The organism is Candidatus Binatia bacterium (assembly GCA_036382395.1).
Taxonomy (GTDB): Bacteria; Desulfobacterota; Binatia; order HRBIN30; family HRBIN30; genus JAGDMS01.
In genome coordinates this window covers 1-15,744 of record DASVHW010000393.1, presented here as the reverse complement: position 1 = coordinate 15,744, position 15,744 = coordinate 1, and the positions used below count along the sequence as shown (strand labels likewise).

17 protein-coding genes are annotated in these 15,744 nt (G+C 62.0%); 4 read left to right on the top strand and 13 right to left on the bottom strand.

Annotated features, from left to right (window positions below; genetic code table 11):
• Positions 1–138: 138 nt before the first annotated feature.
• The 4 genes from VF515_19210 to VF515_19195 form a co-directional block, all read right to left on the bottom strand.
• Positions 139–2,115: a hypothetical protein gene (locus tag VF515_19210; GenBank protein ID HEX7409764.1), complete on the bottom strand. Its 1,977-nt coding sequence runs from the start codon at positions 2,113–2,115 to the stop codon at positions 139–141.
• A 99-nt stretch (positions 2,116–2,214) separates the two neighbouring features.
• Positions 2,215–2,967, bottom strand: a complete 753-nt coding sequence (locus VF515_19205) for a slipin family protein (GenBank protein ID HEX7409763.1) — start codon at positions 2,965–2,967, stop codon at positions 2,215–2,217.
• A 22-nt stretch (positions 2,968–2,989) separates the two neighbouring features.
• Positions 2,990–4,357, bottom strand: coding sequence for a nodulation protein NfeD (locus VF515_19200; protein ID HEX7409762.1), 1,368 nt, complete (start codon positions 4,355–4,357; stop codon positions 2,990–2,992).
• A 23-nt stretch (positions 4,358–4,380) separates the two neighbouring features.
• Positions 4,381–5,262 (bottom strand): uracil-DNA glycosylase, encoded by an 882-nt coding sequence (locus VF515_19195; protein ID HEX7409761.1) that lies wholly within the window; start codon positions 5,260–5,262, stop codon positions 4,381–4,383.
• Between the two features lie 3 nt (positions 5,263–5,265).
• Here VF515_19195 and VF515_19190 point away from each other — a divergent pair, with 3 nt between their 5' ends.
• Positions 5,266–6,177, top strand: a complete 912-nt coding sequence (locus tag VF515_19190) for a zinc dependent phospholipase C family protein (protein ID HEX7409760.1) — start codon at positions 5,266–5,268, stop codon at positions 6,175–6,177.
• A gap of 87 nt (positions 6,178–6,264) precedes the next feature.
• Here VF515_19190 and coaBC read toward each other — a convergent pair whose 3' ends face one another.
• The 7 genes from coaBC to VF515_19155 form a co-directional block, all read right to left on the bottom strand.
• Positions 6,265–7,506, bottom strand: a complete 1,242-nt coding sequence (gene coaBC, locus VF515_19185; protein ID HEX7409759.1) for a bifunctional phosphopantothenoylcysteine decarboxylase/phosphopantothenate--cysteine ligase CoaBC — start codon at positions 7,504–7,506, stop codon at positions 6,265–6,267.
• Entirely contained in the window at positions 7,490–8,488 is a 999-nt protein-coding gene (locus tag VF515_19180; protein ID HEX7409758.1) for a lysylphosphatidylglycerol synthase transmembrane domain-containing protein, read from the bottom strand. Before VF515_19180 ends, coaBC begins: the two co-directional genes overlap by 17 nt.
• Positions 8,485–8,733 carry a hypothetical protein gene (locus VF515_19175; GenBank protein HEX7409757.1) on the bottom strand — a complete coding sequence of 83 codons (249 nt, stop codon included), beginning with the start codon at positions 8,731–8,733 and terminating at the stop codon, positions 8,485–8,487. The genes VF515_19180 and VF515_19175 overlap by 4 nt, the downstream gene beginning before the upstream one ends.
• Positions 8,726–9,511 carry a CDP-alcohol phosphatidyltransferase family protein gene (locus VF515_19170; protein HEX7409756.1) on the bottom strand — a complete coding sequence of 262 codons (786 nt, stop codon included), beginning with the start codon at positions 9,509–9,511 and terminating at the stop codon, positions 8,726–8,728. The genes VF515_19175 and VF515_19170 overlap by 8 nt, the downstream gene beginning before the upstream one ends.
• A gap of 67 nt (positions 9,512–9,578) precedes the next feature.
• Positions 9,579–9,911, bottom strand: a complete 333-nt coding sequence (locus tag VF515_19165; GenBank protein HEX7409755.1) for a YfhL family 4Fe-4S dicluster ferredoxin — start codon at positions 9,909–9,911, stop codon at positions 9,579–9,581.
• 113 nt (positions 9,912–10,024) lie between these two features.
• The gene (locus VF515_19160; GenBank protein HEX7409754.1) at positions 10,025–11,149 is read right to left on the bottom strand and encodes an Mrp/NBP35 family ATP-binding protein; all 1,125 of its coding nucleotides are present in this window, start codon (positions 11,147–11,149) and stop codon (positions 10,025–10,027) included.
• Positions 11,146–11,472: a DUF971 domain-containing protein gene (locus VF515_19155; GenBank protein ID HEX7409753.1), complete on the bottom strand. Its 327-nt coding sequence runs from the start codon at positions 11,470–11,472 to the stop codon at positions 11,146–11,148. Before VF515_19155 ends, VF515_19160 begins: the two co-directional genes overlap by 4 nt.
• Positions 11,473–11,659: 187 nt before the next feature.
• Here VF515_19155 and VF515_19150 point away from each other — a divergent pair, with 187 nt between their 5' ends.
• Both VF515_19150 and VF515_19145 read left to right on the top strand, forming a co-directional pair.
• Positions 11,660–12,646, top strand: a complete 987-nt coding sequence (locus VF515_19150; protein HEX7409752.1) for a polyprenyl synthetase family protein — start codon at positions 11,660–11,662, stop codon at positions 12,644–12,646.
• A 108-nt stretch (positions 12,647–12,754) separates the two neighbouring features.
• Positions 12,755–13,606: an SDR family NAD(P)-dependent oxidoreductase gene (locus tag VF515_19145; GenBank protein ID HEX7409751.1), complete on the top strand. Its 852-nt coding sequence runs from the start codon at positions 12,755–12,757 to the stop codon at positions 13,604–13,606.
• On the opposite strand, the gene hpnI is transcribed toward VF515_19145, so the two are convergent.
• Positions 13,593–14,882, bottom strand: coding sequence for a bacteriohopanetetrol glucosamine biosynthesis glycosyltransferase HpnI (hpnI, locus tag VF515_19140; protein HEX7409750.1), 1,290 nt, complete (start codon positions 14,880–14,882; stop codon positions 13,593–13,595). The two genes, VF515_19145 and hpnI, sit on opposite strands and share 14 nt — an antisense overlap.
• 182 nt (positions 14,883–15,064) lie before the next feature.
• Positions 15,065–15,520 carry a hypothetical protein gene (locus tag VF515_19135; protein HEX7409749.1) on the bottom strand — a complete coding sequence of 152 codons (456 nt, stop codon included), beginning with the start codon at positions 15,518–15,520 and terminating at the stop codon, positions 15,065–15,067.
• Here VF515_19135 and VF515_19130 point away from each other — a divergent pair.
• The coding region (locus tag VF515_19130; GenBank protein ID HEX7409748.1) for a hypothetical protein at positions 15,519–15,744 on the top strand (226 nt) is incomplete at its 3' end. The genes VF515_19135 and VF515_19130 overlap by 2 nt on opposite strands.

The following is a 15,744-nucleotide window of genomic DNA, read 5'->3' as shown; positions in this document are numbered from 1 at the left end:
GGTGCGCATCGGCTGAATCTAACCCCAATAGGGAACATTCCTCAACGCAGAGGCACGGAGGCGCAGAAACGCAGCGCCGGGCTCTGGAGCAGCGGGGTCAGCCTCTGCAGCAGCCGTGACGGCATCAACGGCGCAGGCCTAGTGATGCCGGCGCGGCATCGCCAGCAAGCCGATGGCGGGCATCAGGAGGAGCCAGGCCCCGCTGTGGCCACCAGTCGCGCCGATCTGGCAACCGTCTTCGTCGCTCATAGTAGCCGACGTGCTACCGACTGGCGTCTGCGTCGCGGAAGGTACAATCGTCGGGGTCGATGAGGCCGCCGTGATCGCCGTCTGCGTCGGCGTGGGTGCCGTGGTTGGCGTGTGCGTCGGCGTGTGCGTCGGGATCTGAGTTGGCGTGCCTTCCGGCGTAATGGGCGTGTGCGTCGGCGTTGACGTGGCAGTGTCCGTCGGCGTGGACGTTGGCAGACCAGGAGCAGTAACAGTGTAAGTCAAGGTCTTCGTATCCGTGCCGCCCAAACTATCGTCCACCGTGACCTGCACATCGAATACACCGGGGCTCGTTGCGGTTAGCGACAATGTATTTCCAAACACGGAAGCTTGTAGACCAGCACTGGCGGACACCGCGCCCCACTTGAATGGGGTTTCGCCACCTGAGGCCGTGAGATTCACGGTTGTCTGCACGTTCTCGGCGCCGGCTGGGATGACGATGGTGTCGACCGTGACCGCATCAACAACGATAATGTTGAATGTGGCATCCACTGGCGGCTGCGATGGCTCAACCAAATCGGTCGCATGAACGGTGAACGTCGAAGTGCCCGGTCCGTTCGGAATACCACCTTTGAGTACACCCGTAGTTTGATCGAGAGTGAATTCATTGCCGGCATTCGCAGCGGGGAGCGTGCCTCCCGAGAAGGCAATACTAAATGGACCCCCACTGCGACCGAAGATGAGCGGGCGATCCGGATACCGAACCCCCACTTCACCATCGGCTAGATTCGCACCGTTGGCAGACAGTCGCATAGCCACATTGGCAGCGGCATTTTGGGCGCCGATGTAGGGACCGACGACAACTGTGGCGCTACAATCTATGTTGAGCACATTGCCGTTTGCATCGTAGGTGGTGGCCGTGGAACCGACACCACCCTTCACGCCGTCCGGACCAACACTGGTGCAAAGTGCTTCGTTGGTTCCCGTGTTCGGGCCGTCGGCGCTATTGATATCGTAGGGACCAACATACTTGTAGAACTCATAGCGGCGCGTCACGGACTCGTTGCCGCTGCCCATCTGCCTTTCAGACGTGAGCTCATTAACCGAGGGATTCATCGTATCCGTCTGCAAGATCTGCCACTCGATTTCAGTGACAACGGGGTTCGGGCTTGGTGCGCCGGCTAGGTTGCCGGGAACAGCAGGATCATCGGACACGAGGTGATGCAAGTCTGCTTGGCTTGGCGATTCCGTTTCGAAGACCCTGGCCCACACAGCGATACCGAACTCCGCATTCGGCAGAAAGGGGACGGGAACGACGGCAGGTGGTGGTGGAACGGGGATGACCGCGACCACGACGTTGCCGCCTGAGGTTGTCCAGACTGGAGCCGGAATGGTGACGGGGGCGCCCTGGGCGATCAGACTGCCGGGAGTTGTCGGGTCTTCCTTCATCCAGCGGTACACCGTACTGGATGGATTCTTTAGCGTGCCGACCCCGACGTGCTCGCAACCGGCGGTATCATAGGGCTGGCCATTGACCGTCATGTCCTTATAGCACAGGTGGCCGCCCGTGTTCTTGAACCCCAATGGAGCAACGGGCGTCGCTTGCGTGAAAACGTGATTCTGCTGATCATAGGGACTCATCCAGCGCACAAACGTTCTTGGGTGTGACACCCCGTTCACCAGAAATGTATCCTCGGTAATCTTCGGGGTCCCGTAACGCTGGTACTGAAAAGTGTAAGTGACATCTTGGGATTGGATGTCATCTAACTCGATCTCAAGGCCGTTGCATGGAGAGGGCGTATCGTTGACCGCATCGAAGTTGCTCAATTCGCCAAACAGAGTCCCCGCGAAGGCGCGATTAGCAAGGGCGAAAATCGCCACAACGATGCCGATCAGAATCTTCTTCATGGCTGTCCTTCCCGAGTTCGGAAGCATTATCGGAACACGTTGCCGTACGGGTCTGGATTCTTGCCTGCTGCGGGCCTAGGCCTAGGCCCGCAATCGTCTCTACGACTTCGCCGGGCGCTTCAAGAACGGGGAAATCAAGTCGATCGGCAGTGGAAAGATGGTGGTCGAGTTGTTTTCCGACGCGACTTCCGTGAGCGTTTGCAAAAAGCGGAGCTGCAGGGCCATCGGATGTTGGCCGATCAACGCCGCCGCGTCCGCCAGCTTCTGCGCCGCCTGGAACTCACCCTCGGCATTGATCACCTTGGCGCGCCGTTCCCGCTCGGCTTCGGCTTGGCGCGCGATCGCGCGCTGCATCTCCTGCGGCAGGTCGATCTGTTTGACCTCAACGGTCACCACTTTGATTCCCCACGGACCGGTTTGCGAGTCGAGGATCTCCTGCAGATGCGAGTTGATCTTCTCACGTTCCGCCAGCAGCTCGTCCAACTCGGCTTGGCCACAGACGCTGCGCAGCGTCGTTTGTGCCAACTGCGAAGTGGCAAAGAGATAGTCAGCCACCTCGACCACCGCCTTGTTGGCGTCGACGACGCGAAAATACAGCACGGCGCTCACCTTGACCGAAACGTTGTCCTTGGTGATGACGTCCTGTGGCGGGACCTCCATCGTGATGGTTCGCAGCTCGATGCGTTGCATGCGTTCGACGAGCGGCAGGACGTAGATGATGCCCGGACCACGCGCCGCTACCAACCGGCCGAGCCGGAAGATCACTCCGCGCTCGTACTCCTTGAGGATTTTCACGCCGCTGATGACGAAGAACACGAGCACGATGAAGACTGTCGCTGCTGGACCAAACATTGCCCCCTCCCTCTGTCCGCCCTCACTCGCGGTTACGCGGAGCGGTCTCTCCTGCTTCGTCTGACACACGCCGGACCGTCAAGCGCATCCCGTTCAGGTGGATGACTTCGGCCTGTTCCCCAACCTCGATGGGTTCGTCTGATGCTGCATGCCAATATTCGCCATGAACGAAAATCTTTCCGCCATGCCCATCGACCCGCTCCCGTATCTCGCCGACCTCGCCGATGAGTCCGTCGCTTCCCAGTGACGGCTTGCGGCGTTGCGAGCGTACGACCAGGAAGCTCACCCAGAGGGTGAAGGCGCCGAAGGTGGCGGCTGCGGCGTACACGATGTTCGGATCTAGCATGAGGGTGGACTCAGGCGTGTCGAAAAGTAACAGCGATCCCAACACGAAGGCGACAATACCACCAACGCCGAGGATGCCAAAACTGGGCACAAACAGTTCACTGACCAGCAAGCCGATGCCGAGCACGATGAGCGTCAGGCCGCTGTAGTTGATCGGCAGCACCTGGAGCGCCGTCATGCCCAGCAGCAGGCAGATTGCCCCGGCGACGCCCGGGAAGAACACCCCTGGGTGAGTGAACTCGACGTACAAGCCCAGGATTCCCGCCATCACCAGGAGGTAGGCGACGTTGGGATTGGAGAGGATGTTCAGGACCTTCTGCTTCAGGCGCATGTCGCGGCGGACGATGTCGGCACCGGCCAGATCCAGCTTCACTTTGTGGCCATGGACCGTGACCTCCCTGCCGGTTGCCTGGCGCAGCAGGTCCTCCAGACTGGGAGCGATGAGATCGATCACGTGTAGCTTCAGCGCCTCCTGCGCGGTGATCGACGCGCTCTGGCGTACGGCCTGCTCGGCCCACTCGACATTGCGGCCGCGTTCCTGGGCGATGGTCTTGCTCAACGAGGCGGCGAAGTTCTCGACCTTTTCCCGCATGTCGCCGCCGACGTTCTCGCCTAGCCCGCCGACAGGATGTGCGGCGCCGATGGTTGTCCCCGGTGCCATTGCCGCCAGGCTGGCCGCCAGGGTGACAAACACGCCCGCCGAGGCTGCACCCGCGCCACTCGGTGCGATGTAGACGACTACCGGAAGCGGTGCGCCGAGGAGGTCCTTGACGATCGACTTGGTCGATTCCAGCAATCCGCCCGGGGTATCCAGTTGGATGATGAGGGCGCCTGCAGCATCAGCTTCCGCGGCAACGATCGACTCGTGAATGAAGTCCGCCGTGGCCGGATTGATCCCGGCATCGATCACGATCAGGTCCACCTGCGCGCTGGCTTGCGCGCCGCGGCTGAAAAGTACCTGGCCGAAGAGGACGAGCACGATGACCGCGCGCAGATGGCAGATGGCAGATGGCAGATGGTCAGAAACCCATAGGCGATATGCCATACGCCATACGCGATAGGGCAGGGTCACGCGTAGTTCTCCAATTCGCTCAGCACCATCTTGATGTCCGCCCACACCAGCTTCTTGTCGCTGGGGTTGCGCAATAGATAGGCGGGATGCAACGTCGGCATGAGCTTGATGCCGTGGTAATTGTGCCAGTGTCCACGTAAACGCGAGATGGGCACGCGCAGCCCCAGCAATGTCTGAGCGGCGAACGTACCGAGCGCCACCAGTACCTTCGGCTGCACGATTTCGACCTGCCGCAGCAAGAATGGCTGGCACGCGGCGATCTCATCGGGCTCGGGATTGCGATTCTCGGGCGGGCGGCACTTGATGACATTGGCGATGTACACGTCTTCGCGCCGGAGTTTCATCCCCTTGGTGATGATCTCGGTGAGCAATTGGCCGGCACGACCGACGAACGGTTCCCCCCGCAGGTCTTCGTCCCGCCCCGGACCTTCGCCGACGAACATCAGTCGGGCGTGCGGGTCTCCGACCCCGAAGACGAGATGGGTCCGGCCCGTACACAGTTTGCACCGGCGGCAATCACCGATCTCCGCCCGCAACTCCTCCAGAGTCTGCGCGCGCTGGACGCCGGCGGGCACGAAAAGATCACCAGAGGCAGCGGTGACTCTGGTCGAGACAGACCCTTCGACAAGCTCAGGGTGAACGGAAATGTTCTTTGATGGCGTAGGGCAGGCTGTGCCTGCCGGTTCTTGCGTCTGCCAGTTCGGCCCCCCGCGTGGCGTGGCAGGCACAGCCTGCCCTACGGTTCTGTCCGCGTCCGGCGCGGCCCGCGGAAATGCTTCGACCCCGGTGGACTGCTGGTACTCGATGTAGGCGCGTACCTCTTCGACCAGCTTTCGCAAGGTTGCTTGAGGAGTCGCAGTGGCGGGAGTACGATTCATATAATGGTGTGTTTCGTGGTTACGGCGTTTCTCTTCGTGATCTTTGCTCCGGCTCATGCGTGGGCGTGGGGGCCGATCACCCACTTGGCCCACGGGTCAGAAGTGTTGGAGAACCTTACCATCCTGGGTCTGTCCCTTCAACAATTGCTCCGCCGCCACCGGCTCGAATACCTCTATGGGTGTGTCGGTGCCGACATTACGGTGGCCAAGAAGTACACGCGTGCCGAGCAGGCGCACTGCCATTCGTGGGAAGTCGGCTGGGCGATGCTGCAGCGGGCCGAGACCGGTGCGCAGCGCGCCTTCTCCTACGGATACCTGACCCATTTGGCCGGCGATGTGTACTCGCACAACCACTTCGTTCCGACGCAACTCATCGTGAGCTTCCGCGCCCGCACCTTGCGCCATATCTATTGGGAGGCCCGCTTCGACGCGTTGCAGCGCTCGGTCGGTCGAACCATCATCCGGGAGCTGCGGGCCCACCGCTTTCCCCACTGCGATACCTTGGTGGAAAATGTGGTCTCCAGGACCCTGTTCTCGTTCCGGACAAACAAACGGATCTTCGACTCGTTCATCGCCGTGCACGATCTGGAGCAGTGGCACCGTGTCATGCGGCGCCTGAGCCTCCACTCGCGCCACCTGCTGCCGCCGGAGCTGGTGGCGCGGTATAACGCGGCCTGTCATGCCAGCATCATCGACGTGCTGGAGCATGGCAAACACGCGGACTGCCAAGCCGCAGACCCCACCGGGCTGAACGCCATCAACCTGGCCAAGGAGGTCCGCCGGGTGCTCAAAGCGTTAGACCGGCAAGACCGGATCACCGAGCCCCTGCAGCGCGAGATCGATGCGCTCAATGAGCGGCGTGAGCTGCCTGCTCTTGACCAGCCCCCGCTTCTCCACGTCTCGGGAGTCAAGTGACACCGGGGCAGATGTCTTCGAGGTTCCCATGGCCCTGACGAAACCGCGATCCGCCCGTGACGTCTGGGGCCGGCTTGGGGTTGGGATTCAGGTTCGGTGGCTGCCAGAAGCAAGCGTACCAGTCGAACGTTGCTGCTTGAGGGCGAGAACACAGTCGAGAATATGATCTGCGACTTCGTCCTTGCTCATCAGTGGGACGGATTTCTGATGGCCGTTGCGATCGATGATGGTGACGGCGTTGGTGTCGACCTCGAACCCCGTGTCCTTGCCGGCAACATCATTGGCGACGATGAGATCGAGGTTCTTTTCCACCAGCTTGCGTTCGGCGTTGGTCGTGACCTGCTCGGTTTCGGCGGCGAAACCCACCAGGATGCGTGGCCCCTTGCGCGGCGCCAACTCCGCGAGAATGTCGGTGGTGCGTTCGAGTTCCAGCACCATCCCGCCGCTCCCTTTCTTCACCTTTTCCTTGGCCACACGCGCCGGCCGGTAATCCGCAACCGCCGCCGCCATGAGGACGATCGTGGCGGGTTCGTACGCGGACATGACTGCCTGGCGCATCTGCTCGGCTGTGCTGACGTCGCAGCGGCGGACGCCGTGCGGGGTCGGCAATGTTGTCGGCCCCGCGATCAGGTTGACCTCGGCACCACGACGCCAGGCCGCCGCGGCGAGCGCAAAACCCATCTTGCCGGTAGAGCGATTGGAGATGAAACGCACCGGATCGAGGGGCTCACGGTTTGGCCCTGCGGTGATCAACACGTGCTCGCCGGCAAGGTTGTGCGGGCTGAGGGCCCGCCCGACCTCGGCCAGCAGGACCTCGATATCCGCGAGCCGGCCCTTGCCCTCGTAGCCGCACGCTAGAAAGCCCTCGCCGGGCTCGGCGATGCGAAATCCATACTGGCGCAGCCGCTCCAGATTGGCCTGGACGATCCGGTTCTCGTACATATGCACGTTCATGGCCGGCGCCAGTACCACCGGGGCCCGGGTCGCGAGCAGAACGGTGGTGATCAGATCATCGGCGATCCCCGCGGCAATTTTACCGATGATGTTGGCCGTTGCCGGTGCAATCACGATGACATCGGCGGCATCGGCAAGGCGGATGTGGCCGATCTCGGATTCCTGGGTGAGATCGAAGGTGCTGGTGGCGACGGGATTTCCCGAAAGGGTCTGTAGCGTCAGTGGCGTGATGAACTGCTCGGCGCCCGCACTCATCATCACGCGGACCGTGGCGCCGTCCCGGGTGAGCGCCCGCACCAGTTCGGCGGCCTTGTAGCAGGCGATGCCGCCGGTCAGTGCCAGGACGACGGTCTTGCCGTCAAGCCGCTGCCCCATCCGCCTCGGAAACCTCCTCGAGTTGCCGCATGGTCATGCCTTCCCGCGCCAGCGAGTATAGCCCAGCCCCGATGACGCCGACAAACTGAGTGACATGGAGGACGATCGAGTATGCGAAGGCGTCGCTTTTTGAAATACCGAAGATCGCCAGTGCCAGCGTGCATCCCACTTGGAATGCCCCAATGTAGCCCGGTGCCGACGGCGCGGAAACCGCGATGGCGGTGACGGCGGTTATCACGACCGGCCCGAGAATGAGCGGTGCCCGCAACTGGAACGCCAGCAGACCACAGAGGTAAATGAGGGCGATGACGACCCAGAGATACAGCGACCATCCCAGGAGTTGGAGAAACGTCCACGGGCTGTCCAGGATCTCGAGGGCTTGCACGAAGCCGCGAAAGAAATGATCAACTGGGTCGGCCAGTCGATGCGGTAGCGGCCGCAACACCAAGCGGAGCAAGCGGAGCGCCAGGGCCTCTTGCCAGCGCACCAGCGCGACGCTTCCGCCGACGATCATGGCGAGCCCGAAGAGCCGATACCCCCATTGACGGACGTCGTCCGACACGGCCACGGCCGAGGCCGAGATCCCGAACAGGAACAGAATGGTGAACATGTCGAAGATCCGTTCGAGCACGACGGTCGCGAGAATGCCGCTGAGGGGTTCGTGCTCCTTGCGGCTCACCAACAGTGGACGGATCACCTCGCCCATGCGCAGCGGCAACACCATATTGGCCATGAAGCCGATATTGGTCGCCGCGACCAGCGTCCGCATGGATGGTGTGCCTACCGGGCGGAGCAGAATCCGCCAGCGCTGCGCGCGGATGTACAGCGACCACACCGTGATCCCGAGCATCGGCAACACGTACCAGTACTGTGCCGTGGTCAATGCCGCGCCGGTTTTCGCCCAGTCAACGCCACGCACGGCAAAGTAGAGAAACACCGCCGAGACGGCGATGCTGAGGATGATCCGTACGGTCCGGCTCACGGGTTGCCTTCCGTCGGCCGGGCAGTCGCAGCCGGAGGGCTCTTCTGCTCGCCTATGGTCACGGGCTCCTGCAGCCGCGTTTCCGCCAGTCCCCACACGAATGCCGCCATGCCAACCAGCGTGATCACCGCCCCGACCCAGAAGGCGGTACTTTCCAAAATGATTCCGCTGCCCGCCATCGCCGTGAACAGGCCCACGCCACGTGCGACCTTCCCGGCGATCGCCGCCGGCCGGGTGTCAGGCACGGGACTGCTCTCCTAGCGTTCGCCAGACATAGACGGCTCTCTGGATGGCAGTCAGATTGCTCAGGACCGCAAGGACCAGAATCGTCAGGATGACCAGCCAGTAATGAGGAGCCGACAGCCACGACCCGGTAATGTGCTCGATCAGCGAGCCGAAGATCGACCCGAAGCCGAGAATGACGTAGCGTTCGGGCCGCTGCAGCAAGCCCACCTTACATTGCGCGCCCAGTCCCTCGGCCCGGGCGCGTACGTAACTCACGATCAATCCGCCCAATAAGGCGAAAAGCACGGCCCACAGCACCCAGGATTCGCGGAAGAAAATCACCAGGCCGAGATAGGCCAGCGAATCGGCGTAGCGATCAACGACCGAATCCAGAAAGGCGCCCTGGGCACTGCCGCCGCTGGTGCGCCGCGCTACCCGACCATCGATGATATCCAGCGTCCCCGTCCAGAGCAGCAGCCAACCGGCGGTGAAGACCAGTCCGGCAGCGTAACACAGAGTGACAAGGACGCTGCCGGCCAGCTGAGCGTACGACAAATGAGCCGGGAGGACTCCCCAGCGCACGCATAATTCCTCGAACGGCTGCAGATTCTCGAGATACCAGCCGCGAATTCCCGGGCTCAAAACGATCGAGCCGCCGGCTCCGGTGAGGTCGTGCGGGCGGCGCAGGTAACCACGGATGCTTACAATGGCAGTGGCCAGGATGAGAGCCAAGAGGGCCAGGGCGAACGCCTGTTCGAATGTTGATGTGTGGTAGTTCACCTGACACGCCAGGGGCAATGCCCCGTATATCCGACGCTTATCGGCGCCGCAATCTGACCCTGCTCGACTGTGCTGGAGCCCGCGTTTACTTTCGAAAGCGTGAGGGAAACTCGGCGCCGATTTCCCGATCGGGGTGCAGCTTCTTCGTTCGCTCAAGAAGCTGCTGTTCCGTTTCCGGGTTGTTCGGGTCGGGGATACAGCAATCCACAGGACACACGGCCTTGCACTGCTCCTCGTCAAAGAAGCCGACGCACTCCGTGCATTTGTCAGGGACGATGTAATAGATGTCGTCCTTCAATGCCGGATGGGTCTCGCTATCCATCTCCCAACCGGCTCCACCCTCGTAAATGGCCGTGTTCGGGCATTCGGGTTCGCAGGCGCCGCAGTTGATGCATTCTTCGGTGATCACGGTCGACATACAATCCTTGCCTCCTCCAAAAACTCCGCCATCGCTAGCACATGGAAAATCGAAAGTCGAAAGGGTACGGATCGGGCAGCCTAGGCTCGGTGGCGACAGGGGCGCCGCGCGGTCTAGCCGATAATCGTGGGCGGGGCTGTAGCCAGGCGCTCGGCTTCGACCGCTTCCAGAACTCTTCCGGCAATATGGACAAACAGCTGGCTCACCGGATGGTCCGGTCGGTCCACCACGATGGGTTTGCCGGCGTCTCCACCCGTTCGCACCTCGGCGATCAACGGGATTTGACCCAACAGCGGAACGCCGAAGCGCGCCGCGATTTTCTCGCCGCCGCCGGCGCCAAACAGGTCCTCTCGCTTGCCGCACTTCGGACACTGGTAGTAGCTCATGTTCTCGACGATGCCGAGAACCGGGATGTTCACCTGGTGAAACATGGCGATGCCGCGTTGCACATCGAGCGTGGCAACGTCTTGTGGGGTCGTCACGACGACGCCGCCAGCCAGCGGTACCTGCTGCACCAGAGTCAGTTGCGCGTCGCCGGTGCCGGGCGGCAGGTCTACCACTAAAATATCCAGCTCGCCCCAGTCCACATCTTTGAGGAATTGACGGATCAGGCCCATGACGAGCGGGCCACGCCAGATCACCGGTGATTCGTCGTCGAGGAAGAAGCCGATGGACATGAGCTTGACGCCGTATTTCTCGAGGGGGTGGATGCGCTTGTTATCTGAGGCACGTGGCCGGCCGCTGACGCCGAACATGATGGGTAGGCTGGGCCCGTACACGTCAGCATCGAGGAGACCAACGCGCTGATTCAAGCGCTGCAGGGCGACGGCAAGATTGGCAGCCACGGTCGACTTGCCGACGCCGCCTTTCGTGCTCGCGACCGCCACAATGTCTCGTATGCCCGGCAGCGGGCCGATTTCGTTGAACGGACCTGCTTGAGAGGCGTTTGCTCCTGTGCCGCCTGGGCCTGCGCCATGGGCATGCACCGCCGCGTGGCCCGCTTGGGCGACTTGTACCGTCACTTCTCTCACGCCTTCCATCGCTCTCACCGCCCGGCGGATGTCGGCAACCGTGGCGTTGAGACTCGGTGGCGGCATGGGTGGCGGCTCGAGCTGAATCGTCACCGTCCCGTCTTGACTGTCGATGCCGCGCACCATCCCGGCGGCAATGACGTCGTGCGGAAACCCCGGCGGGTGGATTTCCGTCAGGCGATCGCGGATGTCATCGATGGTGGTCATGCCGCGCTTGGTTTGCCGACGCCATTTTGACAAGATTCGCAGGGACATAACTGTCGCAGGGTCTCGTAGCTGTAGATGCCGCTGCCGTGCTGGTCACTCCACTGTATGCTGAGCGCGTACCGGCCGACCACGCCGATCTGGAGCGGGTGCAGCTCGCTGCTGCCGAGAACCGGCAGCGAATGACTCGGCCGCTCGCGACAACTGGCGCAGGGGCAATGATCGCGCAAAAACCGGTTCTGATAGATGCTCCTGTGCCCATCATTCCAAAGGATCTCGATGCTCTCTCTGCCGAGCCGCTTGACGGTTGAAGGTGAGAATTGCATTTCCCCTGATAGCTAGGGTGAACCTAACGACTCGACGGTGGAAAAGCAACGCGCTCATCGCCGTGCGGAGCGCAGCGCAATCGCTTCTCTGGCGCCGAGTCTGGCGAACAAGGGTCGGTTCTTCCTTGACTCGCCCGAGGTTTTGACATTATCTGGGCAGCGGCGAATCTACTTTGAAGGACGGTGTGTGACCACTGGAACACAACGCGCACACGCGCGTCTTCAAACTCCCGAGCCGACGATGATTGCGGCATTGGAACTCGTTGAAGCGCGATTAGCCGATCAGGTGCGGTCACGCGAGAGTTTGTTGACCGATATTTCCACCTACCTGATCGGCTCGGGCGGCAAACGCGTGCGCCCGGCGGTCACGATACTCATCTTTCGAGCCTGCGGTGGCCAGTCGCTCGATGACATCGTCGATGTCGCCGCGGCCCTGGAACTGATCCATTCCGCCAGCCTGTTGCACGACGACATCATCGACGGCAGCGGCGTCCGGCGCGGCAAGGACTCCGCCTTCCGCAAATACGGGCTCGCCAACGCCCTGGTGGCCGGCGACTTTATCTTCAGCCGGGCTTTCCAGCTGTGTGGGCGTTTCGAGGAGAAGCTGATCAACTGGGCCGTGGAGGCCTGTGTGAGCCTGACCGAAGGCGAGGTCATGCAGGGCCGCTTTCGGCACAACCCCGCTGTCACCCTCGAAGATTACCTCGAGATCATCAGCCGAAAGACGGCAAGCATCTTCCAACAGGGCGCGCGCACAGCGGCCTATTTGGCCGCAGCGGCTGAGCCGGTGGTTGAGGCGATGGCCGACTGTGGCTTCAACGTCGGAATGACCTTCCAGGTGGTGGACGACCTGCTGGACGTCGAGGGCAACCAGGCCCGTGTCGGCAAGCCGATCGGCATCGATTTGCGTGACGGCAACCCTTCGCTGCCCATCGTCCTGGCGCTCGCCCGCGATCGGGAGGTGGCGGCGGCTTTTGAGAACCAGTCGCTGTCGCAGAGCGAGGTGGCGTTCATCCTCGAGCGCATCCGTCGGAGCGGCGTGCTGGCGGAAGTGCGCGCCCTGGCGGCCGAGTACGGTACCCGCGCGCGCCGTTCGCTGGATGTGCTGCCGGCCTCGCCCGATAAGGCTCAGGTGCTGTCGCTGATCGATCAGCTGGTGAACCGTAGCGAGTAACTGCCGCTGCGTTCCCTTCCCGCCGATCGCTTGCCCTCCCGGGCGCTTGCCTTCAGGTGACACCTTGCGCCATATGAAGCGGCTCGCCACCGACATGGGAGAGGGCGTGTGGACTATCGCAACCGAATAGTCATCGTTACGGGCGCATCGTCGGGCATCGGTTATGTGACGGCGAAGGCGTTTGCACGTCGTGGGGCCACCGTGGTTGCCGTTGCGCGCCGCGAGGAACGCCTGCAACGGCTCATGCAGGAGTGCCAGCCCCACTCGCGGGCGTCCTCCTACCTGGTCGGAGATCTGGGAGAACGTGCGTTCGCCGAACACGTGGTGGACGACACCACCGTCCGGCACGGCCGGGTCGACATCCTCATCAACAACGCTGCCGTGCCCAAGCACAAGCGGATCTACCACATCTCGGCGGATGAAGCGGATTACGTCATGCGGGTGAATTTCATGTCCTGCCTGTGGACGACGCTGGCCGCCATTCCCTCCATGCTGCGCGACGGTGGGGGCACGATCGTCAACGTCTCGTCTTTTGTCGCCAAGGTGGTTCCTCCGAGCGAAGCGGTGTACGCGGCGTCCAAGGCGGCCGTCAGCGGCTTTACTGAAGGGCTGTGGAACGATCTCGCCGGATCGAATATCCATGTGGCGCTCATAAACCCAGGTCCCATCGATACCGAAATTTGGCTCAAAGAGGACGAGCCGGTCGCCTATGGTGGGCGCAAGTATCCGCCGGAGATGGTGACGGCGGCCATTTTCGAGGCAATCGAGAAGCGGCGTTACGAAATCACGGTGCCCAGGCGCAACCCTCAACTTGTCATCGCCAGGATGCTGCGCTTGCTGTGGCCGTCCCTCCTGCGGCTTGGAATGGCGCGCATGGATCCCGTCACGCGCGAGATCGTGGAAGCGGCAAGAGCGCGGGCTCGGAAGGGAAAACGCCTCGGAGACCTCACCGAGGACTAGTCCCCAAATCTCTCGCTGTCAGAGGGGGGGCGGGGTGCCGGTCCTGCTCTTCTTGGACCGACGGGTACCCGATCAAGCTGGGTTCGACGGTGGCAGGCGGTGACAGCTGGATCATCCGGCCGTCCTTCATCACGCGGAACTTGAAGCCGCTCCAGTGCACGGTGTCGCCGAGGAAACAAAGCAACCAGACAAGGGAGACAAAAAGATCCTTCACGGGGACCAGAAGCGCGTGGCCGAAATTCAACGGTGCGCCGAGGTGGCGGTTGCATATCGCGCTCGCGGTAGCGATGCGCAGCCCGTACACAAGCGCAGCCACCGTGCAGGCTCCCGGGCTGAAGTGGTGGTACATGAGGTTGAGGGTTGCCCACAGTGTGCCGTGGGTCATGATGCTGCCGAAGTAGCCGCCCGGCCGGCAGTTCCGATAGGTGCGCGCCCAGCGCAACTGATGGTCGAACAGCCGCTTCCATTTCCCAACGCCCAGGACGGTTTCCACCACCACATCAGACAGCGCCAGCCGGTAGCCGCGTGCGGCGATCCGGTTGCCGAGGTGGTAGTCATCGGCCAGGTGGCTCGCCAGCGGGAGAAAGCCGCCGATCTCGTCGAGGGTCGATCGGCGCATCGCCATGGTCGCCCCGAACGCATAGCTGGGCTTTTCCACCACTCGCGCCATCAGCACCATGGGGACAAAGTCGGTGTTGATGAAGAGCGTTTCTACCAAGGTCGGCAGACCACCGGTGTTCACGGCGCGGTACAAGCAAGTCACCAAGCCGACTTGCGGGTCTGCTAAACCAGCCACGATGCGCCGTACGTAGTCGCGTTTGACCCGAATGTCACTGTCCGCGATCAGGATGACCTCGTGTTTGGCGACGCGGTACATGTTGTAGAGATTGCTGACCTTGTAATTGGTGCCGTACACGCGGCGGTCGATCACCAGATCGATGTTGAGCGACGGATGTGCCGCCTGCAGCCGGCGCACGACCTGCACCGCCGGGTCGTCGCCGTCGGCCACGCCAAAAACAATCTGCAAGGTGGGATAATCCTGGGTGCAAAAGCTCGAGAGGTTTTCGTAGAGATAGACGTCCAACCCTTTGAGTGGTTTGAGGATGGTGACTCCCGGACGCTTTTGTCCTCGGCCGTTGTGCCCGGTGGCCCGCACACTTTGGCGAAAGAAACGGCGCGCTTCGAAGTAACCGATAAGATAAAACGCCACCGAAACCAGGAGCCCAATGATGATGAGCAGCTGGAAGGCGTAGGCGAGTCCAATGTGCGTGTGCATGAGATCTTAACCGCTTGGTCAGCGCCGCGCGCAAAAAAAGCCCGCAGGCCTGCGGGCGATCCTCTTCCTCACGATCAGCATGTATATCAGCCGATGTTGCGAGTCAACGTAGGTCGCGAGGGTCGCGAGGGCAATGGCAAAACTCCGCGATCCAATAATCTGCCGGCGGCGTGGGTTGGTCGTCAGGACTTGCGGCGCGGCCGTAGATCGAGATCGGGTGGCGGACTCTCCGGCAGCTTCCAGACGAGGTAGGGTTTGTCCTTCAGTTCGTGGTAGGCGTTGGCGGCTTTGATGGCCTTGTGAAAGGCTCCTTCGAACACGTGAAAGTCCTTCTCGTCGATGGCGTGCTGCACCGGCTTCCAGTTGTTCTCCAGGAAGCGGCTGAGTGCCTCTTCGTGTTTCGGGCGGGTGAAGGCTCCGAGCTCCATCAAGCCCTTGATCTCTTTCGCCTGAAATGCGGCCAAGGGCCAGTTCTCAGCCTGGGCGGCGTAGTAGAGTTTCCAGGTCCGGTCGCCGACCTCCGGCATGATCCGTCCCAGGCCCGGCTGAATCCTGGCGAGGTCTTCCATCGTCATCTGCCGATGACCACTCCATACCCCGAGTCGCTTCAACTGCTCCAACAGCTTCTCGTCATCCATGAACGGACTCCTTGCGGTGGTCATCGAGTACCAGCGCGCAGCATTGGTGTCCAGCGCCCGGGCAACGAACCCTGCGGGATTGATTCCACGGCGTCGCCCCGGTATCAACGGATGGTTGCGCATCATGGTACAAGGACGCCTTCTACGCCGTGTCAGTCGTCCCAGACTCCAGGCTGGTACTCTCCTCGTTGCCGCGCTCCTGAGCGCGGACACGCTGTTCACCA

What these genes read in the sequence shown, in the direction of transcription:
- VF515_19135 (HEX7409749.1), bottom strand. Translation starts at nt 15,520, where the DNA reads ATGGATGACGAGAAGCTGTTGGAGCAGTTGAAGCGACTCGGGGTATGG.
- VF515_19160 (HEX7409754.1), bottom strand. Translation starts at nt 11,149, where the DNA reads ATGACCACCATCGATGACATCCGCGATCGCCTGACGGAAATCCACCCG.
- VF515_19195 (HEX7409761.1), bottom strand. Translation starts at nt 5,262, where the DNA reads ATGAATCGTACTCCCGCCACTGCGACTCCTCAAGCAACCTTGCGAAAG.
- coaBC (HEX7409759.1), bottom strand. Translation starts at nt 7,506, where the DNA reads ATGGGGCAGCGGCTTGACGGCAAGACCGTCGTCCTGGCACTGACCGGC.
- VF515_19190 (HEX7409760.1), top strand. Translation starts at nt 5,266, where the DNA reads ATGGTGTGTTTCGTGGTTACGGCGTTTCTCTTCGTGATCTTTGCTCCG.
- VF515_19205 (HEX7409763.1), bottom strand. Translation starts at nt 2,967, where the DNA reads ATGTTTGGTCCAGCAGCGACAGTCTTCATCGTGCTCGTGTTCTTCGTC.
- hpnI (HEX7409750.1), bottom strand. Translation starts at nt 14,882, where the DNA reads ATGCACACGCACATTGGACTCGCCTACGCCTTCCAGCTGCTCATCATC.
- VF515_19200 (HEX7409762.1), bottom strand. Translation starts at nt 4,357, where the DNA reads ATGGCATATCGCCTATGGGTTTCTGACCATCTGCCATCTGCCATCTGC.
- VF515_19155 (HEX7409753.1), bottom strand. Translation starts at nt 11,472, where the DNA reads ATGCAATTCTCACCTTCAACCGTCAAGCGGCTCGGCAGAGAGAGCATC.
- VF515_19210 (HEX7409764.1), bottom strand. Translation starts at nt 2,115, where the DNA reads ATGAAGAAGATTCTGATCGGCATCGTTGTGGCGATTTTCGCCCTTGCT.
- VF515_19165 (HEX7409755.1), bottom strand. Translation starts at nt 9,911, where the DNA reads ATGTCGACCGTGATCACCGAAGAATGCATCAACTGCGGCGCCTGCGAA.